At 68.8% G+C, this 25,783-nt stretch carries 25 protein-coding genes; 11 read left to right on the top strand and 14 right to left on the bottom strand.

Annotated elements, in window-relative coordinates:
- The first annotated feature begins 93 nt into the window (after positions 1-93).
- The gene (locus AB0F43_RS14490) at positions 94-1,374 is read left to right on the top strand and encodes an MFS transporter (protein WP_360475383.1); all 1,281 of its coding nucleotides are present in this window, start codon (positions 94-96) and stop codon (positions 1,372-1,374) included.
- Here the strand turns inward: AB0F43_RS14490 and AB0F43_RS14485 are convergent.
- A complete protein-coding gene (locus AB0F43_RS14485) occupies positions 1,371-2,573 on the bottom strand; it encodes a hypothetical protein (protein ID WP_360475380.1) in 1,203 nt (400 codons plus the stop codon). The genes AB0F43_RS14490 and AB0F43_RS14485 overlap by 4 nt on opposite strands.
- Before the next feature lie 265 nt (positions 2,574-2,838).
- Entirely contained in the window at positions 2,839-4,338 is a 1,500-nt protein-coding gene (locus tag AB0F43_RS14480; RefSeq protein ID WP_360475377.1) for an MFS transporter, read from the bottom strand.
- An 88-nt stretch (positions 4,339-4,426) separates the two neighbouring features.
- Here AB0F43_RS14480 and AB0F43_RS14475 point away from each other — a divergent pair, with 88 nt between their 5' ends.
- Positions 4,427-4,867: a MarR family transcriptional regulator gene (locus tag AB0F43_RS14475; protein WP_360475374.1), complete on the top strand. Its 441-nt coding sequence runs from the start codon at positions 4,427-4,429 to the stop codon at positions 4,865-4,867.
- A 21-nt stretch (positions 4,868-4,888) separates the two neighbouring features.
- On the opposite strand, the gene AB0F43_RS14470 is transcribed toward AB0F43_RS14475, so the two are convergent.
- The 4 genes from AB0F43_RS14470 to ilvA are packed head-to-tail and all read right to left on the bottom strand — an operon-like array spanning position 4,889 to position 9,121.
- Entirely contained in the window at positions 4,889-5,695 is an 807-nt protein-coding gene (locus AB0F43_RS14470; RefSeq protein ID WP_360475371.1) for a carbohydrate ABC transporter permease, read from the bottom strand.
- Positions 5,692-6,570: a sugar ABC transporter permease gene (locus tag AB0F43_RS14465; RefSeq protein WP_360475368.1), complete on the bottom strand. Its 879-nt coding sequence runs from the start codon at positions 6,568-6,570 to the stop codon at positions 5,692-5,694. The genes AB0F43_RS14470 and AB0F43_RS14465 overlap by 4 nt, the downstream gene beginning before the upstream one ends.
- A complete protein-coding gene (locus AB0F43_RS14460) occupies positions 6,567-7,907 on the bottom strand; it encodes an extracellular solute-binding protein (protein ID WP_360475365.1) in 1,341 nt (446 codons plus the stop codon). The genes AB0F43_RS14465 and AB0F43_RS14460 overlap by 4 nt, the downstream gene beginning before the upstream one ends.
- A gap of 11 nt (positions 7,908-7,918) precedes the next feature.
- Positions 7,919-9,121, bottom strand: coding sequence for a threonine ammonia-lyase (ilvA, locus tag AB0F43_RS14455; protein ID WP_360475362.1), 1,203 nt, complete (start codon positions 9,119-9,121; stop codon positions 7,919-7,921).
- An 82-nt stretch (positions 9,122-9,203) separates the two neighbouring features.
- On the opposite strand from ilvA, the gene AB0F43_RS14450 reads away from it, so the two are divergent.
- On the top strand, positions 9,204-10,484 hold the full coding sequence (locus AB0F43_RS14450; protein WP_360475359.1) for an aminoglycoside phosphotransferase family protein: 1,281 nt from the start codon (positions 9,204-9,206) through the stop codon (positions 10,482-10,484).
- A 4-nt stretch (positions 10,485-10,488) separates the two neighbouring features.
- Here AB0F43_RS14450 and AB0F43_RS14445 read toward each other — a convergent pair whose 3' ends face one another.
- From AB0F43_RS14445 to AB0F43_RS14425, 5 genes are all read right to left on the bottom strand, one after another.
- Positions 10,489-11,229, bottom strand: coding sequence for a hypothetical protein (locus AB0F43_RS14445; protein ID WP_360475356.1), 741 nt, complete (start codon positions 11,227-11,229; stop codon positions 10,489-10,491).
- Between the two features lie 66 nt (positions 11,230-11,295).
- Complete coding sequence (locus tag AB0F43_RS14440) at positions 11,296-12,099, bottom strand: ABC transporter permease (protein WP_360475353.1); 804 nt, start codon at positions 12,097-12,099, stop codon at positions 11,296-11,298.
- Positions 12,099-12,881: an ABC transporter permease gene (locus AB0F43_RS14435; RefSeq protein WP_360475350.1), complete on the bottom strand. Its 783-nt coding sequence runs from the start codon at positions 12,879-12,881 to the stop codon at positions 12,099-12,101. The genes AB0F43_RS14440 and AB0F43_RS14435 overlap by 1 nt, the downstream gene beginning before the upstream one ends.
- Complete coding sequence (locus tag AB0F43_RS14430) at positions 12,881-13,828, bottom strand: ABC transporter ATP-binding protein (RefSeq protein WP_360475347.1); 948 nt, start codon at positions 13,826-13,828, stop codon at positions 12,881-12,883. The genes AB0F43_RS14435 and AB0F43_RS14430 overlap by 1 nt, the downstream gene beginning before the upstream one ends.
- A gap of 52 nt (positions 13,829-13,880) precedes the next feature.
- On the bottom strand, positions 13,881-14,603 hold the full coding sequence (locus tag AB0F43_RS14425; RefSeq protein WP_360475344.1) for an SDR family oxidoreductase: 723 nt from the start codon (positions 14,601-14,603) through the stop codon (positions 13,881-13,883).
- Between the two features lie 157 nt (positions 14,604-14,760).
- On the opposite strand from AB0F43_RS14425, the gene AB0F43_RS14420 reads away from it, so the two are divergent.
- The 6 genes from AB0F43_RS14420 (at position 14,761) to AB0F43_RS14395 (ending at position 19,963) form a co-directional block, all read left to right on the top strand.
- Complete coding sequence (locus AB0F43_RS14420; protein ID WP_360475341.1) at positions 14,761-15,351, top strand: MarR family transcriptional regulator; 591 nt, start codon at positions 14,761-14,763, stop codon at positions 15,349-15,351.
- Positions 15,348-16,958, top strand: coding sequence for an MDR family MFS transporter (locus AB0F43_RS14415; protein WP_360475338.1), 1,611 nt, complete (start codon positions 15,348-15,350; stop codon positions 16,956-16,958). The genes AB0F43_RS14420 and AB0F43_RS14415 overlap by 4 nt, the downstream gene beginning before the upstream one ends.
- 149 nt (positions 16,959-17,107) lie before the next feature.
- Positions 17,108-17,701, top strand: a complete 594-nt coding sequence (locus AB0F43_RS14410; protein ID WP_360475336.1) for a hypothetical protein — start codon at positions 17,108-17,110, stop codon at positions 17,699-17,701.
- Positions 17,698-18,036: a hypothetical protein gene (locus tag AB0F43_RS14405; RefSeq protein ID WP_360475333.1), complete on the top strand. Its 339-nt coding sequence runs from the start codon at positions 17,698-17,700 to the stop codon at positions 18,034-18,036. Before AB0F43_RS14410 ends, AB0F43_RS14405 begins: the two co-directional genes overlap by 4 nt.
- A 158-nt stretch (positions 18,037-18,194) precedes the next feature.
- Positions 18,195-18,773, top strand: a complete 579-nt coding sequence (locus AB0F43_RS14400) for a hypothetical protein (RefSeq protein WP_360475330.1) — start codon at positions 18,195-18,197, stop codon at positions 18,771-18,773.
- A gap of 8 nt (positions 18,774-18,781) precedes the next feature.
- Positions 18,782-19,963 (top strand): hypothetical protein, encoded by a 1,182-nt coding sequence (locus AB0F43_RS14395; protein WP_360475327.1) that lies wholly within the window; start codon positions 18,782-18,784, stop codon positions 19,961-19,963.
- Positions 19,964-20,067: 104 nt separating this feature from the next.
- Here the strand turns inward: AB0F43_RS14395 and AB0F43_RS14390 are convergent, their stop codons facing one another.
- From AB0F43_RS14390 to AB0F43_RS14380, 3 genes are read right to left on the bottom strand one after another with little or no spacing between them, the layout of a single operon-like run.
- Complete coding sequence (locus AB0F43_RS14390) at positions 20,068-21,336, bottom strand: AI-2E family transporter (RefSeq protein ID WP_360475324.1); 1,269 nt, start codon at positions 21,334-21,336, stop codon at positions 20,068-20,070.
- A gap of 30 nt (positions 21,337-21,366) precedes the next feature.
- Positions 21,367-22,740, bottom strand: a complete 1,374-nt coding sequence (locus AB0F43_RS14385; protein WP_360475321.1) for a glutamate mutase L — start codon at positions 22,738-22,740, stop codon at positions 21,367-21,369.
- A gap of 3 nt (positions 22,741-22,743) precedes the next feature.
- Positions 22,744-23,898, bottom strand: coding sequence for a cystathionine gamma-synthase (locus tag AB0F43_RS14380; RefSeq protein ID WP_360475318.1), 1,155 nt, complete (start codon positions 23,896-23,898; stop codon positions 22,744-22,746).
- A gap of 255 nt (positions 23,899-24,153) precedes the next feature.
- Between AB0F43_RS14380 and AB0F43_RS14375 the strand changes: the two genes are divergently transcribed.
- Positions 24,154-24,735 (top strand): hypothetical protein, encoded by a 582-nt coding sequence (locus AB0F43_RS14375; protein WP_360475315.1) that lies wholly within the window; start codon positions 24,154-24,156, stop codon positions 24,733-24,735.
- 7 nt (positions 24,736-24,742) lie between these two features.
- On the top strand, positions 24,743-25,783 hold a 1,041-nt coding region (locus tag AB0F43_RS14370; protein ID WP_360475312.1), incomplete at its 3' end, for a hypothetical protein.

Raw genomic sequence — 25,783 nt, 5'->3', positions numbered from 1 at the left:
ACCTTTATCTCTGAGCAGAACCTTGAGTCGGGCGGACTCAACTTTGTTGATAGTTGAGTCGACACGACTCAACTGTGCCTCTACCGTCCGGATATGACGCCCAGCCAGAGCATCCTCAGACACCCCGATTTCCGCCGCCTCTGGACCGCGGACCTGCTCAGCCAGCTCGGCACCCGCTTGAGCATGATCGCCATCCCGCTGCTGGCAGTACTCACCCTGGACGCGACCACCTTCCAGGTGTCACTGCTCCGGACCTGTGAGACGGCAGCCTGGCTACTGCTCGGCCTGTTCGCCGGTGCGTGGGTGGACCGGGTCCGCTGCCTGCCAGTACTCGTGTTCGCGGACCTGGGCCGCGCAGTGCTCTTCGGCTCGATCCCAGTCGCCGCACTTCTCGGCGTACTGACTCTGACGCAGCTGTACGTCGTACTGGTGCTGGCTGGGATCCTGACCGTGCTGTTCGACGTGGCACACAGCTCCTACCCACCCCGACTGCTGCAGCCTGAGCAACTGCTCCCCGGCAACGCAAAGCTGGCCGCCAACCACTCCGTCGCTGCGGTACTGGGTGCAGGCGCTGGCGGCGTACTGGTGCAGTGGCTCAGTGCCGCGGTGACGATCGGCGTGGACGCTCTGAGCTTCCTGTGGTCCGCGATCTGGCTCCGCTCGATCCGTACGCCGGAACGACAGCCGGCCAAACCGGACCAGCCCAGCCTCCGCCGGGAGATCGCGGACGGCCTGCGCTACGTGTTCCGGCATCCTCTCCTGCGGCCGATCGCACTGAACACCGCGACCACGATGCTGTTCCAGGCCGCGAGCGGAGCGGTGATGATCGTGTTCCTGGTCCGTGAGATCCACCTGCAGCCGAGCACGATCGGCGTATTGAGCATGATCGGCCTCGCCGGCGCCATCGTCGCGTCCGCGATGACGGAGAAGATCAGCAACCGGTACGGCGATGCGCGGTCACTGCTCGTGTCGTCGATCGGTATCGGCGTGGCCTTCACCCTGCAGGCGCTGACCGGGAAGGGCTGGCAGCTGAGCTGGTTCGTGGTAGCCACTCTGCTGGCCGGGTTCTCCATCATCGTCAGCTACATCTTGCAGGTGAGTACACGGCAGCGCGTGTGCCCGCCAGAACTGCAGGGCCGCGTCAGCGCCACCATGAGCTTCGTCAGCTGGGGCGCTACCCCGCTCGGCAGCCTGCTGGGCGGCGCGCTCGGCACCGCGTTCGGCCTCCGGTCCACACTCTGGATCGCGGGGCTGGCGTCACTCGCCGGAACTGCGTTCCTGGTCTTCTCGCCGTTCCGCACCTTGCGCACTGTTCCCACGACAGAGCAGCGCCAGGCAGACCCACAGAATCTGCCTGGCACCCAAAGTGACTAGTCAGAGACGATCTGAGCCGTGCCGACGAGCACCTCGACGTCCAAGGCGGCTCGGCCGCGGCCGATCTCCACGTCCTTGGACTGGCCGGTGACGGCGCCGGCCCAGCTGACCCGGCCGAGCTGGGACTCGGTGTGCACGCGGACGTCGGAACCGCGGCGCAGGTTCACGGTGGCGGCGCCGGACTCGACCCGGACCCGGGACCGGCCCTTGGTGATCTGGGCGTCCAGGCTGGCCGAGCCCGCCTGGACCAGCAGATCGATCGGACCGGCGACGTCGGAGACCTTCGCCGTACCGGCGGTGACGCGGACGCGGGTCAGGCCGGGGAGGCGCTCGGCGTTGACGCTGCCCCCGGTCACCTCGACCTCGACCTGGAGGCTGGGGTTGACCCGGATGGACAGTTCCCTGGCCAGGCCGTTCACGTGCGACTTCAGGTTGGTCGGGTTGCGCAACATGCTGAACCCGTCGATCGAGACGCCCATGTCACCCTCGCTGCTGATCGCGAGCGTGTCGCCGTCCCGTTTGATCACGTGCGGGCCGTCGACCGCGACACCGTTGATGGCCGGCTCGCCGATCAGCCGCACCCGCCGCCCGATCGCCCGCACCGTCACCCGCTGCACTCCAGCCGGCATCGGCACGTTGCTGTGCTCCTCCTCGACGTCCTCGGTCTCGGTCGGCGCCTCGTCGACCACACTGTCCTGAGCATCGTTCTCCTGAGCACCGTTCTGCGCAGCAACCGGCTCAGGCTCCGCGGCGGCGGCAGGCTCAGCAACCGACGCGGGCTCCGCAGCCGCGGCAGGCTCAGCACCCGGCGCCGACTCAGGGGCCGAGGCAGGCTCAGGGCCCAAGTCAGACTCAGTGGCAGGCTCGGTCACCGGGGACGGCCCGGCGGCGTGTTTGCCGGCGGGCGCGTCGGCGGGATCCGGGGAGTCGACCACGTCCGCCCAGACGGACGGCGACGGCAGGTCGTCCGCCGACGGCCAGCCGGTCTTGCCCTTCGAGCCCGCGTCGGCAACCGGCTCCTGGGCGACCGGCCCGTCCGCGGCGCCCGGCTCAGGCGTCGTACCGCCGCCGGACGCCGCGGATGGCGCGGGCCGGATGGCGGCGATGAGGGTCGCACCCTCCTCGGTGGACAGGTGGCCCTTGGCGACCCGGTCGAGGATGTCCTTGACCCGCCGGTCGTAGTCGCTCTCGTTGCTCATGCCCGTCCTCGCTTCGCTGCGGGCGTGCATGAGCAAAGCTCGCAGGGCTTGATGATGCACTCGCTTCGCTCGTCCATGTGCCCAGTGCAGCACCCAGGAAGGTCGAAACCAATCCGGGATCGCCCCGAACCACATCCCGCCGCACCCTGACCGGCGCCGAAACACAGCAGTGCGGGCCACAAGCGTGACCCGCACTGCTCCATATACACACAGCCCACACGGAGCTGGTTGTTGATACACACAGCCCACACGGAGCTGGTTGTTGTTACGCGGCCGGTGTCATCGCCTCAGCGGCCAGTTCGTCCTGTACGGCGGCCAGCTCGGCCGCCTCGGCAGCCTCGGCCTCGCGCCGGGCGCGCAGTCCACGCAGGCCGGTGAGGGCGACCACCAGACCGAGCGCGGCGATACCAGTCACCACGGCCAGACCCGGCTTGTACGCCGACAGCATCCCGGCCGGCGTGGTCACACCGACCGACTGGCTGCTGATCACCGCGGTCACGATCGCCAGGACGACCGCGCCACCGACCTGGTTGGAGGTGTTGAAGAGCCCGGACGCCAGTCCCTGCTCGTGGTCCGGGACGCCGGACACCGCCTGGATGTTCAGCGCCGGGAACCCGATCGCGAAGCCGAGACCGAGCAGCATGATGGTCGGGAACACGGTCGAGAAGTACGCCGCCTCCGGACCGATCCGCAGCGACAAGGCGTACCCGACCACGAACAGTGCCATCGCGGTGATGATCATCGTCTCGGTGCCGAACCGGTCGGCCAGCTTGCCGGCGTTCGGCGACAGCGTGGCCACCAGCAGGCCGGCGGGCAGGAAGGCCAGCGCGGTCTCGAACGACGACCAGCCGAGCAGGTTCTGCAGGTAGAGGGTGCCGATCAGCTGGAAGGCGACGTACGCACCGAACACGGTCAGGATGGCCAGGTTCGCCCGGCGCAGCGACGCATTGCGCAGGATGCCGAGCCGGACCAGCGGGTGCTTCGACCGCAGCTCGATCGCGACGAAGGAGGCCAGCAGTACCGCGGACAGCGCGAACATCCCGATGGTCTGCACCGAGACCCAGCCGGCGTGCTCGGCGCCGACGACGGCGTACACGAGCGACAGCATGCCGGCCGTGACGGTGATCGCGCCGGGGACGTCGTAACCGCCGGCGGCGTTGTCACGCGGGCTGGTCGGGATCAGCTTGATCGCGAACAGCAGCACGATCAGGGCGACCGGGCCGGGCATCAGGAAGGTCCAGCGCCAGCCGACCTCGGTCAGCGCGCCACCCAGGATCAGGCCCATCGAGAAACCGCTGGCGGCGCAGGTGGTGAAGATGCTGAGGGCACGGTTGCGGTCCGGGCCCTCGTGGAAGGTCGTGGTGATGATGGACAGGGCGGCCGGCGCTGTGAACGCGGCGGCGACCCCCTTGACGAACCGCGAGGCGATGAGCAGTTCGGGGCTGGTGGCCAGCGAGCTCAGCATCGAGACCACGGCGAACACCGCCAGGGCGATCAGGAACACGCGGCGGCGGCCGAGCAGGTCGGCGGCACGCCCGCCGAGCAGCAACAGGCCGCCGTACCCGAGCACGTAGCCGGTGACCACCCACTGCAGGGAAGAGAGCGGAACACCCAGATCGGCGCCGATGGACGGCAGGGACATGCCGACCATGGAGACGTCCAGGCCGTCGAGGAAGATCACGCCGCAGACCACCAGAAGTGCGCCCCAGAGGCGCGCGTCCCAGGTCATGCGGGCCGGTGATGTGGTGTGCGTTGTCTGTGTCACGAGGGGAGACTATTCCATGCACATGCATCTAATGTCTAGGCATTAAATGCGCTTGCATTCAATGCGCATGCATGATAACGTCGCCTCCATGACCGCCACGAAGGTCAGCGCCGGTCCTGGTGAGACCAGCGCCGATGACAGTGCTGATGTGCGGGAGTGGCGCGAGCTGCTCGCCCGCCACGCCGACCTGACCTGCGCCCTCGACCGGGCGCTGCAGGCGGGTCACTCGCTGGGCATGAGTGAGTACGAGGTGCTCGAGCGCCTCGCCGAGCTGCCCGACCGGTCCGCCAAGGTGGCCACGATCGCGAAGTCGGTGCACCTGAGCCAGAGCGCGCTGTCCCGGGTGATCGGCCGACTGGAGGCAGCGGGCCTGGTCGAGCGGAGCATGTGCCCCGAGGACCGGCGCGCGGTCACCGTCTGCCTGACCGATGAGGGCCTGCAGCGCCAGACCGAGGCCAAGCCCACCCAGCGCCAGGTCCTCGCCGAGCGCCTGCACGCCCCCTTGGGCAAGACCTGCCAGGCGCTCTGATCACTCCCGTACGGCGCATTCTCACTCCCGTACGGCGCCTTCCAGCATGCCGGCGATGAAGTGGCGCTGCAGGAACGCGTAGACGAGGACGACCGGCGTACCCACGATCACCGCGCCCGCGGCCAGCAGAGTGAAGCCGGACGTGTACTGACCGGAGAAGAAGGCCAGCCCCAGCGGTGCGGTCCGCAGCGACTCAGTCGTCACCATCACCAGCGGGATCAGGAACTCGTTCCACGTCCACATGAACACCAGCACGATCAGCGTCACCAGAGCGGGCCTGGCCGGCGGCACCAGCACCTGCCACAGCGTCCGCCAGTGACCGGCGCCGTCCAGCCGCGCCGCCTCCACCATCGAGCGGGACGCGGACCGGAAGTACGCCCGCATCCAAAAGGTGCCGAAGGCAACGGACTGGGCGACCTGCGGCAACGCGACGGCCCAGAACGTGTCGGTCAGCCCGAGGGTGCGCAGATCGAAGTACAGCGGTACGACGATCGCCTCGGTCGGCATAATGATCCCGATCAGGAACAGGTAGAACAGCACGCCGGCGCCGCGGAACCGCATCGTGCCGAACGCGTACCCGCTGAGGATCGACAGCAGCACACTGACCACCACGACCGTCACCGACACCGCGACACTCATCCGCAGGTAGGTGCCGAAGTGCCCGATCTCCCACGCCTTGCCGAAGTTCCCGAACCCGCTCGATCCGCTGCCCGCGTCGTCCCGGCCGAGCGCGGCGGCCAGGATCGTCACGATCGGGCCGAGCGCGAACAACCCGAAGACGGTCAGCAGCGCGTAGTTGCCGATCCGCTCGGCCACCGACGCCCTCACGCGGTACTCCGATCCGCGAGCCGGTTGATCCCGAGCGTGATCCCGAAGATCAGCACCGTCAGGCAAACCCCAATGGCAGCAGCCGATCCGACCTGCCCGAGCTCGAACGCCCGGTGATAGACCTCGTACGACGGAACACTGGTCGACGTACCAGGACCGCCGCTCGTGGTGATGTACACGAGGTCGAAGGTCCGCAGCGCGGCGATCACCGTCAACGTCGCCGCGACCGCGATCTCACCCCGGACCGCGGGCAGCACCACCGCGAAGAACTCCGACACCGGCCCCGCACCGTCCAGCCGCGCAGCCTCATAGCGCTCACGGGGGATCCGGGACATCCCGGCCAGCAGCAGCACCGTCACCAACCCGGTCTCGAACCACGTCCCGATCACGCCGACCGCCGGCAGAGCGAACGTGTAGTCGCCCAGCCAGCCCCGCGCGACACCATCCAGCCCGACGGCCCGCAGTACGTCGTTCAACGGGCCGTCGGGAGCGTAGATGCGGCGCCAGGCAACAGCCACCACGACCATCGCGACCACCTGCGGCAGGAACACGATGGTCCGGAAAAACCCGAGCCCGCGAACCCTGGCCCGCTGCAGCACCGACGCCAGCGCCAGCCCGATCAGCACCGGAAGCACGGCGTAGAAGACGATCAGCACCAGCGCGTGCCCGAACGCGGCCCGCAGCCCGGCATCCCGGACCACGTCGGCATAGTTGCTCAGGCCAACGAATCGGCCGAGGGTGATCCCGTTCCACTCGAACAGCGACAAGTGGACCGCCCGGATCAACGGGTACAACAGGAAAGCGCCGTACACGAGCAGCGCCGGCAGGATGTAGAGGTACCCGATCCGGCGCGGCTCTCCAGGTGGCGAACTCACTTACCCGCGAACTTGCTGTAGTCGGCCTCCAGCGTGGCCAGGAACTGCTGCGGAGTCGCCTTCTTCGCGAGCAGGTCCTGCAGCGCCGCGCCGATCGTGTCGTACATGGTCGGCGTCGCGTAGTCGAGGTACGGCACCAGGGCTTCCTTGCTCACCGCCGTACCGAAGCTGCTGAAGATGTCGCTGGCCAGACCGGGCGGGGCCTGCTGGGCCGAGGTGTCGGCGATCGGCAGGTTACCGGTGCTGGTGAGGATCTTCATCGCGTCCGGGCTGGTGATGAAGTTGATGTACGCCGCGGCCGCGTCCGCGTTCTTCGCCTTGCTGGTGATCGCGAACGGCAGGCCGGTGCCACCGGTCACGACCGGCTTGGCGTCGGCCGACTCCCCCGGCGGCAGCATGAACCCGACCTTCTCGCCGAGCGCCTTCTGCAGATCCGCCTGCAGCCAGGTGCCGGCGATCAGGAACACGCCGTTGCCCTTGCCGAAAGCCTGCCAGGCCGGGTCGTACCCCTGCCCGTTGAAGCCGGAGTTGAAGTAGCCCTTGTCCACCCAGGACACCAGCGTCTCGGCGGCCTTCGTGTTCTCCGGGGTGTTCCAGGACGCACCCGGCCGGCCGAAGGCGAGCGTGGTGATCTGGTCCGCCGGCACGAACCGGTCCTGCACGGTGCCGAACACGTGGATGGCCGGCCACTTGTCCAGGTTGCCGAGCTGTATCGGCACCTCACCGGCCGCCTTCGCCTTCGCCAGCGCATCCTCGAACTCGGCCCACGTCTTCGGCGGTTCTACGCCGAGCTTGGTCAGCTTCTCCTTGTTGTAGTAGAGCCCGACCACCTCGCCGACCTGCGGCAGCCCGTAGAGGTTGCCCTCGCCGAAGGTCTTGCCGTCGGCCGAGTAGCGCGAGTACTGCAGCACCGAGCCCGGATAGCGGCTGCCCCAGTTGTACGCCTTGGCCCACTCGTCCAGCGGCATCAGCTGACCGGCCTTGACGAACTCCCCCATGTCCGAACGGCCGTTGTTCGCCTGGACCACGTCCGGCGCGTTGTTGCCGGACAGCGCCAGCCGCAGCGTGGTCTTCAGGTCGTCGAACGAGCGGGACACCCGGTTGACCTTGATGTTCGGGTACTTCGCCTGGAACTGCTTGACCAGCTCGGCCATCTGAGCCGCCTGGCCGCCGCGGACCTCCTGGTCCCAGACGGTCAACTGCACGTCGCCGAGCGCGGCGGCATCCGTCTTCACCGTGCTCGGCGCGCTGGTGCCGCCGGTCGGGCTGTCGGACCCCGGCGTACAGGCTGCTGCCGTGAGCAACAAAGCCGTTGCCGCGATGAGCGTCTTCTTCACAGGCGGACTCCTCAGTTCAGCGTGTACGTGTACCCGTTGCCGGTCAGACTGGCCAATACCCGCTCGCGGTGCTCCTCACCCCGCAGTTCGAGCTGCAGAGCGACCTCGACCTCGTCCAGATTCAGCGTCTCGGAGATGCGCTCGTGCAGCACCTCGATGATGTTCGCCTCCAGCGTCGCGAGCTGGGTCAGCAGCGTCGCCAGGCCGCCCGGCGTGTCCGGGATCCGCACCCGCAACGACAGATACCGGCCGGCCGCCGCCATTCCGTGCCGGATCACCCGCATCAGCAGCAGCGGGTCGATGTTGCCACCGGACAGCACCACCACGACCGGCGGCTTGAACCGGGCCGGCTCGTCCAGTACGGCGGCCACCGCGGCGGCGCCGGCCGGCTCGACCACGAGCTTCGCGCGTTCGAGGACCAGCAAGAGGGCCTTGGACAACGAATCCTCGCCGACCGTGCGCATCTCCCCGACGTACTGCTGGATCGCCTCGAACGGCACCTTGCCCGGCAGTCCGACGGCGATACCGTCGGCCATCGTCGACATGTCGGCCAGCTGGATCGGCTCACCTGCCGCGAGTGAGGCCGGGTACGCCGCGGCGCCGGCCGCCTGGACGCCGACCACCTCGATCGGCAGCCCGTCGCGCTGCACCGCCGACGCGATCCCGGCGACCAGTCCACCACCTCCGGTCGGTACGACGACCGTCCGCACCTGCGGGCACTGCTCGACGATCTCCAGCCCGGTCGTTGCCTGACCGGCCACGATGTCGGGGTGGTCGAACGGGTGGATCAGCACCGCACCTGTCTCGGCCTCGAACGCACGAGCCGCCCGCAGGCAGTCGTCGATCGACGTCCCGGCGAAGCGGATCTCGGCGCCGTACGCGCGGGTCGCCTTCTCCTTCGGGATCGGCGCGCCGTGCGGCATGAACACGGTCGCCTTGATCCCGAGCAACTGCGCCGCCAGCGCCACCCCCTGCGCGTGGTTGCCCGCGCTGGCCGCGACCACCCCGCGGGCCCGCTCGGCCTTCTTCAGCCGGGCCATCCGGACGTACGCGCCGCGCAGCTTGAACGAACCGGTCCGCTGCAGGTTCTCGCACTTGAGGAACACGTCCCCGCCGACGAGCTCACTCAGCCACCGCGAGTACTCCAGCGGCGTCGGCGCCACCACGTCATGCAGCAGATCCGCCGCCCGGGCGATGTCCTTGGCATCGATCACGCCAACACCCTACGACCGCCTGAAGGTGGTGCGCCGACAACGCGGACCGAATAGGCTCCGGGAAGTTGGCGAGAGGGGTTCCATGGCGGTCACGGCTGTGGTGATGCGCGCGTCCGACGAGGCTGTCCTGCTGCTGCCTTCGGGCCTTCCGCAGGTGGAAGTCACCGAGAGGTTCTGGTTTCCAGATGCCGAGACAGTGGCGCGGGCACTGCGGGAGCAGTTGGAGATCGATGCCTACGTGCTCACTTGTCTCGACGATCGGCCGGGCGCGACGACGTACCTGATGGTTTCGGTCGGCGCGGCGCCGGCGGGCACCCGGTGGGTGCGCGACCACGACGATCCGGCAGTCGCCGCCGCTCGCGAGCACCTCGCCCTGCCTGCGGACTCTCCGGTGACGCCGTCGTGGACGATGCCTGGCTGGTACGCCGAGGCCTTGCCGTGGATCGACGAACAGCTCGACGCAGCAGGCGCGGCGCGGACCGGCCCGACGACACAGGTGAGGTCGTGGGCGTTGTCGAATGTCCTGCGCTGTCCGACCGCTCAGGGCGACGTGTACTTCAAGGCTGTCGCTCACTCCAGCACGATCCGGCCGGCTCGGGTGGATGCGTTGCCGCTGTTGTTCGCGCATGAGCCCTTGCTGCTGAAGATGCTCTCCGAGGAACGACCCGGCACGGTGCCGGCGCCCCTGGTCATCGACGAGAAGCGGGCCTGGATGCTGTTGCCCGACCTCGGAGCTTCGTTGGCCGACCAGCCGGATGTCTCGGTCTGGATCGACGCCGTGCGGAGGCACGCAAGGTTGCAGCGCAGCTTCGCGGATCAGACGGATCGGCTGCTGGAGTTCAGTTGCGTCGACCGCCGGCTCGTCGTACTGGATGCCGAGCTGGACCGGCTGCTCGGACCGAACCCGGCGACAGATCAGCTCGACCCGGGCGAACGCGCGCTGCTCCCGCAGCGCGCTGAAGAGTTGCGTGCCGCAATCAGCGAGCTGGCCGCGATCGGCGTACCGGAAACGCTGCTGCACGGTGACCTGCACCCGCGGAACCTCGCCGTACGGGACGGCAGGGTGCTGGCGTTCGACTGGACCGACGCGGCGGTGTCCCACCCCTTCCTCGATCTGGTGACATTCTTCGAGGAGCGCTCACCCCTCTCGACCGATCCGCGGGTGAAGGACGCCTATCTGGCCGAGTGGGAGGAGTACGCGTCGCCTGCGGACTTGCGCCGGGCACTCGAGCTGGCCGGGGAATTGGGCGCGCTGCATCAGACGATGACGTCCTTGCATCTGCCGGATCACGTCTCCGGACCGAGCAGCGAGGCCATGTTCCGCGGCGCCATGTGGTGGCTACGACAGTTGCTGGCGCAGTAGCCGGTCACTTGTGCAGGATCGCGAGGTGGTTGCGCATCAACCGGCGTACCGGTGGATCGAGGTGGCGGTCCCAGGTCGGGTGGCGCTCGCCGCGGAGGCGGGCGTAGTGCGCCAGGGCCTCGGACAGGGCCGCCTCGCGCAGGTAGCCACGGGCGAGTGACTGCTTGCCTCGGCCGTTCGGCCGGGGACGCCGGTCGTACGCCGCGTTCGCCGTGAAGATGCCGAGCCCGTAGAACACGGTGAGCAGATCGGTCAGGGGCTCGTGGTCGGGCCGGTGCGCCGGTGAGATCCGGCGGCCGCCGAGCAGCAGTTCGTGACCGGCCTCATGAGCGAAGATCGCGACCAGGGCGACCGGATCGGCGGCCAGCACCGGCGCGAGCTGGATCTCGTTGCGCTCGGCACCGCGGACCCACCGACCGGACTGCTCCTTCACCACTCCCCGATACGCCGGTCGCCGTACGTCGCCCGCGACGAGCCCGAAGTTGAGCGCGCACTGCCCGGACGGCAGGTCCATCCGCTCCGCGACCCGGGCACACAACGCCTCCGCCGCGGTGAGCCCACCGTCATACCCAGCCGGGATCAGCTCGGACGGCACCACGATCGGCCGCAGCAGTACGTCGCGCCCGAACTCGGCGACCAGCCAGTCCATCGACGACCGGATCCACCGCCGACGCCCACCCGGCAACCGCTCCCGCGGCGCCTTCAACTCGGCCCGCCGCCGCAACACCCCCATCGGATTCCGCACCGGCCGGATCATGCCATTCGGACGCCACCCACAACCTACCGGTTCCGGATCGTCACACTAGGTGACTCACTTGAGCAGGAGCTTTCCGAGGCGTCGGGAGGCGACGTACATGCCGAGGGTGCCCATGGTGGCGAGGTAGAGGATGTTGATCAGCAGGGACCAGCTGACGGTGCCGGTGGTGAAGGCTCGCTCGAGGACCACGCCCTGGTAGAGCGGGGTGATCTCGACCAGCCAGCGGATCGCGTCCGGGTAGGTCTCGACCGGGTAGAAGGTGGCCGAGAACAGGAACATCGGGATGATCGCCAGCTGCACGAACTCGAAGTCCTGCCAGCTGCGCATGAATGTGGTCAGCGCCATCCCGGCGCCGGCGAACGCGAACCCGATCAGCACCGAGGCCGGCAGTGCGACCAGCGCCCACCACGACGACACCAGGCCCATGAACAACATCACCAGGATGAACATCGCCGAGTAACACGCCCCACGCAGCAGCGCCCAGGTCACCTCACCGGTCGCGATGTCCCACGGCCGCAGCGGCGTGGCCAGCATCGAGTCGTACAGCTTGGCGTACTTCATCCGGAAGAAGATGTTGTACGTCGAGTCGAAGATCGCGCCGTTCATCGCCGAGCTGGCCAGCATCGCCGGCGCGACGAAGGCGGCGTACCCGATCCGGGTGCCGTCGGACAGCGTGAAGTCACCGACCAGCTGGGCGACCCCGACACCGATCGACAGCAGGTAGAACACCGGCTCGAAGAACCCGGACAGGAAGACGACCCACGACCGGCGATACATCACGAAGTTGCGCTCCACGATGTGCCGACCGCCGCCAAGGCGCAGCGGCACCGGAACGACCCGTGCGGTGAGCGTCCCCATCAGCCGACCAACTTTCTGGTGAAGCCGCGGACGGCGAGCCAGGTGCCGATGGCGAACCAGGCGGACAGGTAGCCGACGTTGAGCAGGGCCATCCACGGATCGACCGTGCCCAGGCTGAGGTCGCGGGACAGCTCGACGCCGTGCCACAACGGGCTGACGTAGGCGAGCCACTCGATCCAGTTCGGCAGCTGTGACACCGGGAAGAACGCGCCGGAGAACAGGAACGCCGGCACCACCCCGAACCGGAAGATCATCGCGAAGCCGGCGTCGTTCTCCAGCTTCGTCGCGTACGCCGCGACCGGAGCCGCGGCCGCCATCCCGACCAGCAACGCGACCGGCAACCCCAGCAGGCCCAGCGGCGACTCCAACCCACCGAACGCGGTGATCACCACCAGGAACACCAGGCAGGTGCTGGTCACCCGGAAGGCGATGAACGCCAGCTGACCGTAGACGACATCCGCCGGCCGCAACGGCGTCGCGATCATCGAGTAATAGAACTTCTGCCACTTCAGCCCGCTCAGCACCGGGTACGTCGCCTCGCCGACAGCGATCTGCAGTCCGGTCGAGGCGAGCAAGCCTGGCGCGATGTACTGCAGGTAGCTCACACCGCCCAACGCGCCGGTCCCATTGCTGTCCACGAAGGAACCGAGCCCGATCCCCATCGCGGCCAGGTACAGCAGCGGCAGCAGGAAGCTGCTGACCAGCGTGCCCTTCCAGGTCCGCTTGTAGACGGTCAGCCAGTAGTCGAATTGGCGTCGACCGTTCTCCAGTGCGAGCGTCATCAGTCCACCAACGTCCGGCCGGTCAGCCGCAGGAACACGTCCTCGAGGGTGGAACGCCGGACCAGAACCGCCGCCGGCTCCAGACCACGCTCGTGGACGGCGGCGACCGCGTGCTCACCGTCGTCGGTGTAGAGCAGCAGACGGTCCGGCAGCACCTCGATGCGGTGGGCCAGATCCTCCACCTTGCCGGCGAGGGCGTCGTGGTCGGACTGCATCACGTCCGGCGCGAATCGCAGCTCGGTCACCTCGCGGGTCGAGTACTCGCGGATCAGCTGGGCCGGCGAACCCTCGGCCGCGATCAGGCCGCCGTCCATCACGACCAGCCGGTCGCACAGCTGCTCGGCCTCGTCCATGTAGTGGGTGGTGATGATCAGCGTGACGCCGGCCTGCTTCAGCCGGAACAGCTTGTCCCACAACAGGTGCCGGGCCTGCGGGTCGAGACCGGTTGTCGGCTCGTCGAGCAGCAGCAGGTCGGGCTTGCTCACCAGCGACCGGGCGATCGTCAGCCGCCGTTTCATCCCACCGGACAGCTCGTCGACCTTGACGTTCGCCTTGTCGGTCAGCGCGACGAACTCGAGCAACTCGTCGGCCCGCAGCCGGCACTCGGCGCGGCTGAGCCCGAAGTACCGCCCGTAGACGGTCAGGTTCTCCCGGACGGTCAGCTCGGTGTCGAGGGTGTCGTCCTGCGGGCACACGCCGAGCCGGGCCCGGATCGACGGCCCCTCGGTCGCCGGGTCCATGCCGAGGATGCGCAGCGTCCCGCCGCTGGCCGGCGAGACCGCGCCGATCATCCGCATCGTCGACGACTTGCCCGCGCCGTTCGGCCCGAGGAACCCGAACGCCTCCCCGCGCCACACATCCAGGTCGATCCCGCGGACCGCCTCGAAGTCGCCGTACGACTTCCGCAGCCCGCGGACATGGACCAGGGACTCCCGCTGCTCACTCACGCCCTCGACCCTAGAGGGATCGGCCGACAGTTTCTTGTTCTTTTGCGACCAATCAGCCGCGGCCGACGTACGGCATGCCGGCCGCCATCACGGTGAGCGTGGGTACGGCGACCGACGTCGGCAACTGGGCGATCCGCACCACGAAGTCCGCCACGATCTTCGGGTCGAACGTCGGCTCGACAGCGACCGAACCGTCCGCCTGCAGTACGCCCTGCTCCATCCGCTCGGTCATCGGGGTGGCGGCGTTCCCGATGTCGATCTGGCAGGCGGTGATCCCGTGCGCGCGGCCTTCCAGCTCGAGCCCCTTGGTCAGGCCGGTGATCGCGTGCTTGCTGGCCGTGTAGGCGATGCCGTGCGGCCGCGGCGCGTGCGCCGAGATGGACCCGTTGTTGATGATCCGCCCGCCCTTCGGATCCTGCCGCAACATCAGCGCGAACGCGGCCTGCGCACACAGGAACGATCCGGTCAGATTCGTGTCGACGACCCGTCGCCAGTCCTCCTCCGAGACGTCCTGAACCGGCGCCGCCGGCGCACCGGTGCCCGCGTTGTTCACCAGTACGTCGATCCGCTCCAGCCCTCCGAAGAACGCCCGTACGGCGGACCCGTCCGCCACATCCAGCACCGCAAACTCCACCCCACGCGCCGTGGCGGTTTCACGCAGCTTCTGCTCGGTGCGGCCGGTGATGATCACCTCGAATCCGGCTGCCGCCAGCGCAAGTGCCATCTCCCGCCCGAGGCCCGAACCGCCCCCGGTCACCACCGCCACCTGCGCCATCCCGCCAGCCTCCTGTCGCCGCCGAACCGTCCGCGCCGATTCTCCCCTGTCCACCCGCTGTGACCGGCTAGCCACGGAGCGCCAGTGAGTGGCGGCTCAGTCAACAGCCGCGGAAACTCATTTGCGTGTATCACGCAAGCATGCATATGCTTGCAGCATGCAAGTAAACGACGCGTACTCTCCGCAGACCCCGATCGAGGGGGTCATGCACGCGTTCACCCGGATCGGCCGCCGGCTCAAGGCGAAGCAGCCCGGCGACACACTCGACCACAGCGCCCATGTCGCGCTGTTCGTGCTGCGCTGCAGCGGCGCGCTCCGGCTGTCCGACCTCGCCGCGCGGATGGAGCTCGACGCCTCCACCGCCAGCCGGCATGTCCGGGCGCTGGAGCAGCTCGGCCTGATCCGCCGCTCCCCCGACCCCGACGACGGCCGCGCCTTTCGGGTCGAGCTGACCGAGCAGGGTGTCGAGCAGTGGGAGTCCAGCGCCCGCCGCCGGATGGAGCTGCTCAGCGCGGCCATGGACGGCTGGCCCGAGGAGGACATCGAGACCTTCGAGCGGTTGATGACCCGGTTCGCCGACGGGGTCGCCAACCTGACCGACCCCGCCACCGACAAGACCTGGGCGGACAAGGGGTGGGCCGCCGTGGCGCCCCGTCTGCGGCGCGAGCGCCGTACCGAAGATTTCGCGCCCGGTGGGGGTCCCGCCGCCCGCGAACACACCGACGAGAACCTGGAGAACACCAGATGAGCACGACCGAGCCCGCCACCGCCGGCGGCGCCGCGCCTGCACCCGATCCTGACACCCCGCAGTACCTGTCCCACAAGCAGATCCTGGTCGTCCTCGGCGGCCTGATGGCCGGCATGTTCCTGGCCGCGCTCGACCAGAGCATCGTCGGGACCGCGCTGCCGCAGATCGTCAGCGAGTTCAACAGTCTGGACAAGCTGTCCTGGGTGGTCACGGCGTACCTGCTGACCTCGACCGCCTCCACCCCGTTGTGGGGCAAGATCTCCGACCTCTACGGCCGCCGCCCGCTGTTCATCGCGGCGATCGTCACCTTCCTGGCCGGCTCGGTGCTGTCCGCGCTGGCGCAGAACATCGAGATGCTGATCGGCTTCCGGGCCGTCCAGGGCCTCGGTGCCGGCGGTCTGATGTCGCTGGCCTTCGCCACCATCGGCGACGTGATCCCGCCGCGCGAGCGCGGTAAGTACATGGGGTACTTCGGTGCCGTCTTCGGCCTGTCCTCGGTGGCCGGCCCGCTGCTCGGCGGCCTGCTCACCGACGGCCCGGGCTGGCGCTGGATCTTCTGGATCAACCTGCCCATCGGTTTGGTTGCCCTGGGCATCGTGGCGGCCGTGCTGAAGCTCCCGCACGTGAAGCGGTCGCACAAGATCGACTACCTCGGCGCCACCGTGGTCACCGCGGCCGTCACCTCGCTGCTGCTCGCGGTCTCCTGGAGCGGCCCGGACAACGGCTGGGGCGACACCACCACGATCGCGCTGCTGGCCGCGGCCGTCGTACTGGCCGTCAGCTTCGTCTTCGTCGAACTGAAGGTGTCCGAGCCGATCATCCCGATGGACCTGTTCAAGGGCCGGATCTTCTCCGGGTACGCCGGGTTCGCGTTCCTGCTCGGGTTCGCGATGTTCGGTGCGCTGATCTTCCTGCCGCTGTACCTGCAGGCGGTGAAGGACATGTCGCCGACCCGTTCCGGCCTGGCCCTGCTGCCGATGATCGTCGGTATCTTCTCCGCCTCGATCCCGAGCGGCCAGCTGATGAGCAGGAACGGCCGGTACAAGGTGTTCCCGATCATCTCCGCGGTGCTGGTCGGCGGCGCGATGGTGCTGCTGTCCACGCTCAGCATGAGCACGCCGTACTGGCACCTGGCGATCTACATGTTCGTGATGGGCGCCGGCCTGGGCCTGTCGATGCAGATCACCGTCACCGCCGCACAGAACAGCGTGCCCCGGCAGCACATGGGCACCGCGACCTCGACGATGACGTTCTTCCGGTCGATGGGTGGCGCGATCGGTACGGCGGTGTACGGCGCCGTACTGACCAGCCGGCTGAAGGACCACCTGACCGATATCGTCCCGCACGCGACCCAGTCGATGGTCGACGGGCTGGCCAAGGCGGCGAACAGTGTCGACGCGTTGCACGCGCTGCAGCAGCCGATGAAGGGGTGGGCACTGCAGGGCCTGGTCGAGGCGATGGGCGACGTCTTCCTGGTCTCCCTGCCGTTCCTGGCGATCGCGCTCGTCATCGCGGTCATCACCCCGGAGCAGCGGCTGGCCGGCCGCTCCGACGGCGCCAAGCCGGAGGAGTCGGTGGAGAGTTCCGCAGCCGCCTCGATGCACTGACGGCAGCAGTCTGCTGAGCGGAGGGCCTCACCGGGCAACCGGTGAGGCCCTCTGCGTTCTGGTGGGTGAGACGGACTGCCGCTCTGACCCCGCGGAGCCCTAGGTTGCCCTGACAACGTGATACGCAGATCGATTGGACCAATCTGGGGATGAAGACACTGGATCGCCCGTTGGACGACGACGACCACGCGATGGCGGACCTCGCCGAGGTGCGCGACTGGCGACGGGTCGGCGGTCCGCATACGGGTGAGACCGGTCCGAAACCGGTCCGCACGCTGATCAAGCGGGTCAAGTCCGCGACCGGCTGGCGGCCGTGGCCGATCGACCGTAAGACGGTCATCGACGACCAGCTCGACGGCTGGGGTTTCCTGACCCGGCGCAACACCGAGATGGCCGTGTACGACGACCAGATCCTGCCGCACAGCCCGTTCAGCGGCTGGGTCGCGTTCGCGATCGAGCCCTACGACCTCGGCGCCGCGGCGGCGGGCCTGGACGAGCACTGGCCGACGAAGTTCGACCTGGCCCGCAAGCACTGGGGACAACCGGCGTACGTCGGAACCGACAACACCCCCGGGTTCGTCGATGAGTGGGCACCCGGTGCGGGCGCCGATCGCCGTCATCTGGCGGTTTGGACACCACCGGGAGCGGAGATCCATCTGTATAGCAACAAGCCGACCTTGCACCCGTTGTCCGTGTCGGTGGGAATCAACTATGTGGTCTACCTCAACGAGGAGGGGGCATGACGACACCAGCACCTGAGGTCACCGCCCGGCGGAACCACCGCAGCGCCCAGCGCGACCTGCTGGCCAACAACGACGTCCGGCCAGGTACCGGCGCGAACAGCACCGTCTCACCCGAGGCCCTGACCCGGATCGCGCAGGGCGCCGCGGCGGCCGCCGGGACCGTCCGGCCGGCCAGCTCACCTGCACTCGGCGATTTGGCCGCCACTCTCCGGGCTGCGTACGTGCCACGCGTCGAGCCGGGCCAGGCACGGGGCGCCACCAGTGCCGGCGAACGTCCGAAGACCGGTTCGCAGCAGCAGCAGCGCACCCCCGGCAAGGGCGGCAACAGCCTTTAGGCAGTCTCATGCGCCCGGTCCAGGCCGTTCTGGTCTGGGCCGGGAAGCCTTCTGTTCAGCTTCTGTTGCGCCTGGCAACGGCGGTGTCATGACCCCGGCCGGGCCCTAGGGTTTCGGCTGCAGGCAGCCAGCCGAGGACGAAGGGGACACACCCTCGCATGAAGATCAAGGACAGGCCTCTCGACCTGGACGCGGCCGCGATGGCCGACCTCGCCGACGTCGCCGACTGGACCAAAGTCGCCGGGCCTGAGTCAGCCGGGACCGGGTACGAGGTCGTCAAGGCATTGGTCGACCGAGTCACGCCCGCGACCGGTTGGAGGCCCTGGTCGGCCGAGCCGGCCACGAACTTCGACAAGCTGCAGTCCTGGGGGTTCGAGACCCAGCGCGGCACGACCATGATCGTGTTCGACGGCCTGGTGTTCGCCGACGTGCCGGACAGCGGCTGGTCGGCGTACGACCTGCAGCCTGAGGACATCCCGCAGGCCGAAGCCGGCCTCGACGAGCACTGGCCAGCCGCCTTCGAGCTGGGCGTGAAGACCTGGGGCCCGCCGATCTGGGCGAGCGACTACCGCAATCCGGAGTTCGTCGACGAGTTCTCACCGGGCGCTGGCTTCGGCAAGCGCCACCTGGCGATCTGGTTGCGTCCTGGCGCGCAGTTCCACCTCTACAGCGACCTGCCGACGGCGGACCCGCTGTCCCCAGCGGTCGGCATCAACTACACGGTCTACCTCGACTAGGAGCGAATGTGACCAACCCATCCGAAGGACCGGGGCCGTCGGACGCCCTGCGCGAGGCTCTCGGCCGCAGGGAGTTCTCGGAGGAACAGGTAAACGTGTTCATGGCGTTCGCCGAGCACCAGCGTGAGTTCTACGAGCAGCAGCTTGCACTCAACGCGCAGCAGCAGGCACGACTCGAAGCACTTCAGCAGCAAGTCGATGCGCAGGCAGGCGGCGGGCGCGCACGCCGGGCTGCGCCGTACGTCGGCACGGCGGCCGCGGCAGCAGCAGTCGCTTCGGACCAGGGTCAGGCCGTGATCGGCGATGTCGGCCGCTGGACCGGCGACCAGGCGACCGCGTTCGGACAGTACGCCGCCGAGCAGTACACCGCGGCCCGCGACGGCCTGCAGCAATTCGGCCAAGACGTCGCCCGCGAAGCCAGCGAACGGTACAACGCCGCCGTCGACGGCCTGCAGCAGTTCGGCCAAGACGTCGCCCGCGAAGCCAGCGAACGGTACAACGCCGCCGTCGACGGCCTGCAGCAGTTCGGCCAAGACGTCGCCCGCGAAGCCGGCGAACGGTACGACGCAGCCGTCCAGGGTGCACAGGAGGCCATCAGCACGGCTTCCGGCTGGGCCGTACAGACCTGGGGCGTCGCGACGGACGCTGCTCACGCCGTCGGAGGGTGGGCCAGCCAGTACGCCGACGCGGTCGCCGCGAACCCGGGAAACTACGCGACGACCGCAGCATTGGCTGCAGGTGCCGTTGTTGCCGCGACGCCGCAGCTCCGGAAAGCAGTGGGGCAAGCGGCGAATGCCACCAGCCGATGGGCGAAGGCGGGATGGGAAGCAGTGCGGAACGCCCCGGCGAACGCCAGGCAGTTCGTGGCGCAGAACGTCAAGCAGATGTACGACGCCGTTCGCTCGGATCCGCGGGTGATGGTCGCCATGGCCGCCGTCCGCATCACTCCGCGGCAGATGCACGAGGGGGCCAACGAGGTGACGTCGCCCGAGAGCAAGCTGCCCAAGTCCCAGGAGATGGTGGCGGCGACGCTGGCGAACGACCCGTCCAGGCCGGCCCCGTCCACGACGATCAAGGTGGAGCAGAACTCCGAAACGCAGGCCACCGGCACGGGTGCCGGCGAGGCGGCCGCCACGCAGCGCACGACCAACCCGTCCGAACGCGGTAAGGGCGGCATCGGCAAGGGCTGACCTGCCCTGGCTGGTCTGTGGACCTGACGCCGCCGGGTTGCTCAGCTGAGCAGCCCGGCGGCGTTTCGTCGTACCTGCGGGTGAACCGTTTCGTCGTACCGGCGCTAGCCGTCGACGACCTCGGGTGACGGTTGTTTTCGGCGCGGTAGCTGGCGGCGCGGAGGTTCGGGATCGACGTCGTTGCCGGCCAGGTGGTTGACGATGGCGTTCAGAACGGCAGCCGTCGGTACGGCGACCAGCGCGCCGACGATCCCGGCGACGACGACACCGGTCGCGATCGCCAGGATGATGGCCAGCGGGTGCACGGCCACCGCGCGCCCGAGCAGGAACGGCTGCAGCACGTGCGCCTCGAGCTGCTGGACGCCGATCACCACCGCCAGCATGATGATCGCGACGAGCGGGCCCTTGGCAACCAGTGCGACCAGTACCGCGACGACACCGCTGATCAGCGCACCGACGACCGGGATGAACGCGCCGACGAAGACCAGGATCCCGATCGCGCTGACCAGCGGCAGGCCGAGAATCGCCGCACCGAGCGAGATGCCGATCGCATCCACCGCCGCGACGACGATGGTGGCCCGGACGAACGCCGTCAGCGAGACCCACGCCTTCCGGCCGGACGAGTCGGCCTTCTGCCGTGCCTGCCGGGGGAACAGCCGGACCAGCCAGCCCCAGATCTGCTCCCCCTGGTAGAGGAAGAAGAACAGGCAGAACAGCGCGATGAACAACCCGGCGACGACGTGCGTCGCGGTGGTCCCGACCTCGGCCGCTCGCTGGCCGAGCGCACCGCCGGACGTGATCTCGTCGCGCAGCGAGTTGAAAGCGTTGGTGATGTCCTGGTCGTCGAGGCCGAAGTTGATCCTGGCGATGTCGCGCAGCCTCTGAACCCCCTCGCCCACCTGGGTGGACAGGCTCTCGAACTGGCTGGCGATCTGCGTACCGACCATCGTGAGCAGACCGGCCACCAGCACGACAGTGGCGAGCACCGTGATGCCGGCCGCCGGTCCACGCGGAATACGCATCCGCTGCAGGCCGTTGGTCACCGGCACCAGCAGAGCGGTGAGCAGTACGCCGACCGTCACCGGGACGACCACCTCGGACAGGTAGCGCATCCCGTACCCGATCACGAGCACCGCGGCCACGATCACCAGGAACCGCCAGGCCCACGCACTGGCGATCTGCATCCCCGGCGTCACCCCGGTGTCCACCCGCCCGCGGCTCGAGGCCGCCACCACATGGTCGGCCGAGCTGGACTCCAGCACGTCGTTGTCCGCTACCGGGCTCGGCTTGTCACCGCCGACCTCAGGAACATCGGCCTTGGGAACATCGGCCTCAGGTGCGCCGACCCGGTCGTCCCGCCCCACCTCGCTCATCGCACCTCCGCAGCTTGCTTGCTGTCGAGACTAGTGCCCGGCGCGGACCGTTCCATGAATGCGGCGGGCGAGCCCCTCGGCTGCGGTGGGGTCGACGTCGGCGAGCAGGCCGACGCCGGCCAGGACGTAGTCCATGTCGACGCCGATCGCCGCGCGCTCCGGGACCAGCCAGCCCTCCTCCTGCGCGTTCGCCGCCACGGACCCGAGGATCCGCGCCGCCACGTCGGGCCCGTTGTGCCGCAGCACTCCCCCGGACCCGACCAGCAGATCCACCTCGCGCAGATCCTTCCCGGACCGCTCGATCACCCGTCCGCCCGGCCCGAACACGATCCGCTGCCGGCCCGCATGCCTGCGTAGCGCGACCGTCGCCGCGATTCTCGCGAGTGTCTCGTCGTACGACGTCTCGATCGCGGTGTCCGGCAGGTACGACGGATCGTCGTGCCGGCGCAACGCGGCTGCACGGAACGACTCGTCGTCCGGGACCAGCCCGGCGTCGACACCGGCCGCGATCACCGGTATCGCGCTCCATCGCATGCCGAGATCGCCCTCGACGGTCCGCGTCACCGGATGCGGCGCGACCACCTCACGCCCGAGGTTGGCGTCTTCCGGATCGAGCTCGATCACCGAATGCACGTCCGTGGTCGCCCCACCGATGTCCACCACCGCCACATCACCGTGCAACCCGGCGAGCACCTCGACTCCCCGCAGTACGACATCCGGCGTCGCGGCCCGGACCATCCGCGCGAAGGACGGATCCTTGGACAGGTTCTTGCCACCGATCACGTGGGCGAGGAACATCTCCCGGATCGCGGCCCGGGCCCCGTCCGGAGCGAACACCCCGATCTCGGGTACGACGTTGTCCGCGAGCACATGCGGCACGCCCGCGGCACCAAGTGTCTCGCCGATCTCCGTCCGGGCCTCGATGTTGCCCGCGACAACGACTGGTCGGCGCCAGCTGTACTTCGCCAATGTCTCGGCAGCCTTGAGCAGCACGGCTTTGTTTCCACCGTCGGTGCCGCCGAGCAACAGGACGACGTCCGGGCGGTCCTTGCGCAGGGCCTTGAGCGAGGTCGCCGTGAGCCCACCGTTGACGACGGCAACCACTCGCCCACCGCTCGACAGCGCGACCCGGCGGCCGGCTTCCGCGGTGACGAGCTCTTCGTTGCCGACGACACCGATCCGGAGTCCGCCACCGGCACTCGAACAGGCCATCACCTCGGCTTTCGCGATCCCGCGATCAGCTTCCTCGAGGACGGCCCGGCAGGCGTACCAGCCGTCCATCACATCGGTGCCGATCGTCGTCCGGTGCTCGGCCCGGGCAACCAGGTCGCCCGAGCCGAAGTCCACCGCGATCGCCTTCGTGAACGTCGACCCGAAGTCGACCGCGACCACGAGGCTGCCCATGCGCTACGCCATCGCGCGGTCGAGGTCCAGGAGGAGGTCGTCGATGGTCTCGATCCCGACGCTGAGCCGGATCAGGTCGCCCGGCACCTCCAGCGGCGTACCGGCGACCGAGGCGTGCGTCATCTTGCCCGGATGCTCGATCAGCGACTCGACACCGCCGAGCGACTCGCCCAGGGTGAAGACCTCCGCCTTGTTGCAGATCTCGATCGCCTGCGGCTCTCCGCCTGCGACCCGGAACGACACGATGCCGCCGTACCGCTTCATCTGCTTGGCGGCGGTCTCGTGCCCGGGGTGACCGTCGACGCCCGGGTAGAGGACCTGGGTGACGGACTTGTGCCGCTGCAGGAACTCGACCACGCGCTCGGCGTTGTCGCTGTGCCGGTCCATCCGGACGCCGAGGGTCTTGATACCGCGCAGCACCAGCCAGGCGTCGAACGGGCCGGCCACCGCGCCGATCGCGTTCTGGTGGAAGGCGATCTGGTTGGCCAGCTCGGTGTCACGGACGATCAGCGCACCGCCGACCACGTCGGAGTGACCGCCCATGTACTTCGTGGTCGAGTGGACGACCACGTCGGCACCGAGCTCCAGCGGCTGCTGCAGGTACGGCGAGGCGAAGGTGTTGTCGACGACCAGCAGGGCGCCCGCGTCATGCGCGATCTGGGCCACGATGGCGATGTCGGCCACGTTGAGGAGCGGGTTGGTCGGCGTCTCCAGCCAGACCACCTTGGTCTTGCCGGGCCGGATCGCGGCGCGGATCGCCGCCGGGTGGGTGACCGCGGCGGGCGTCATCTCGACCCCCCAGGTGCCGAGCACCCTGGCGAACAGCCGGAACGTGCCGCCGTACGCGTCGTCGGGGAACACCACGTGGTCACCCGGCACGCACAGCGAGCGGATCAGGGTGTCCTCGGCGGCGAGACCACTGGCGAACGCGAAGCCGCGGTTGCCGCCTTCGATCGCGGCGAGACACTCCTCTAGCGCGGTCCGGGTCGGGTTCGCCGACCGGGAGTACTCGTAACCGTTGCGCAGCCCGCCGACGCCGTCCTGCTTGTACGTGCTGGTCGCGTAGATCGGCGGCACCACCGAACCGGTGGTGGGGTCGGGCTCGTTTCCGGCGTGGATGGCGAGCGTCTCGAAGCCGTAGTGGTGTTCCGTGTTCACCGAACCAGCGTACGGCCTGGTCTGATCGGTCCGGCGGGCGCCGTCCACAGGTGAGATGAACCGGCTCGGTCAGCGAGGGATCCAGGTTGTCCACAGGCGCGTCGAACCCGCTGGCGACTGACCCACGCGGGGCTTTACCGTTGCGGTCAGTGATTGCCTCCGCGGAAGCCAGTGCAGTCCCCGGGGGGCGTCATGGAGTTGCTGAAGTGGTTGCCCTGGTCAATGCAGGCTGAGACGGAAGGACGACGACGCCGGATGAAGACACAAACCCGGCCGCTGGACCAGGACGACCTGGCGATGGCGGACCTCGCCGAGATTCGGGACTGGACCGTTATCGCCGGCCCGGACAACGACGACTCAGGCCCGCAGGTCGTCCGTGCGCTCGTCCATCGGGTGATGGCGAACACGTCGTGGCAGCCGTGGCCGCTGCAACCGGGTGAGGTGATCGCGGACGAGATGGTCTCCTGGGGATTCACCACTCCCCGCGGTACGACGATGATCGTCTTCGACGGCCTGGTCTTCTCCGACTGCCCGGACAGCGGCTGGTCGGCGTACGACATCGGCCCGGACGATATCGCGGCTGCCGAGGCCGGCCTGGACGCGCATTGGCCCGAGCACCTCGCGCTGGCGACCCGGCACTGGGGCGAGCCGGACTACGTCGGCAACGACAGCAGCCCGGACTTCGCCGACGAGTGGGATCCCGGCGCCGGCGCGGGACGGCGGCATCTGGCTGTCTGGCTGCGGCCGGGGGCGCAGTTCCACCTCTACAGCAACAAGCCCAGCAAGGACCCGCTGACGATCGCGGTCGGGGTCAACTACGCGGTCTACATCGACTAGGAGAGCCATGAGCACGCCTTCCCCGGAACCCTCCCGGCTCCGCCGCATGTCGAACAACGTTTCCCGCGCGCTGAACACCCGCCGTGGCGCCTGGCGGCTCAAGGGCGCGCTCAACCAGGCAAAACGCGACGCGAAACGGATGAATCCGGCCCTGCGCCGGCAGATCGACCTCGCTAACGTGACCCAGGCCGAGGTGCAGCTGATCCTCCAGAGCCACTTCGCCGCGACGTTCGGCGGGCCGCAGAGCGCCGCACTGTCCCAGCAGTTGCAGCAAAGCATCGCCGATCGCCTCCAGTCAGCGACCGGACAGAACCGCCGGGGCTCCGCCAGGCGCGGCAAGAACGTGCTCAAGGGCGCCCTGGGCCAATTTGCGAAGGACGTCAAACGGATGGACGGTGACCTGCTCGCGTCCATCGGGGAGCGCCACTTCACGAAAGCGGATTTGAGGGCCATGGCGCGGGGCCATATCACCGACGTCTTCGGCGCCGGCGGCCGCCCGGGCGCTCCAACAGGCCAAACCCAGCAGCCGGGCCAGCAGCAAACCCAGCAGTCGGGCCAGATCGCCCAGGCGCTGCAACAGATCCAGGACCAGCTCGAGGTCACCAGGCTGCAGAATCAGCTCCTCCAACAGCAGCTCCAGTCCATCCAGCTCCAAATGGGCATCCAGTCACTGCAACCCCTCCTGCAAGCCCAACAGGCCGCCCAGGGGCCGCAGACCCAAACCCCGCAAACCCCAGCCCAGGGCACCCAGCCCCAGGCCCAGGCCCCACAAGCCCCGGCGCAGGCCCAGGGTTCGCAAGGTCCTGCCCAAACCCAAGCCCCCCAAGCTCCGGCGCAGGCCCAAGGCACGCAGGCTCCCGCGCAGGCCCAGGGCCAGGCACAGGCCCAGGGTCAACAAGCTCCCGCACAGGCCCAAGGCGCGCAGGCTCCCGCGCAGGCCCAAGGCACGCAGGCTCCCGCGCAGGCCCAAGGCACGCAGGCTCCCGCGCAGGCCCAAGGCACGCAGGCTCCCGCGCAGACCCAAGGCACGCAGGCTCCCGCGCAGACC

It is taken from the genome of Kribbella sp. NPDC023972 (assembly GCF_040639075.1).
Taxonomy (GTDB): domain Bacteria; phylum Actinomycetota; class Actinomycetes; order Propionibacteriales; family Kribbellaceae; genus Kribbella.
The sequence above is the reverse complement of the archived record's forward strand: the minus strand, read 5'-3'. Positions and strand labels throughout refer to the sequence as shown.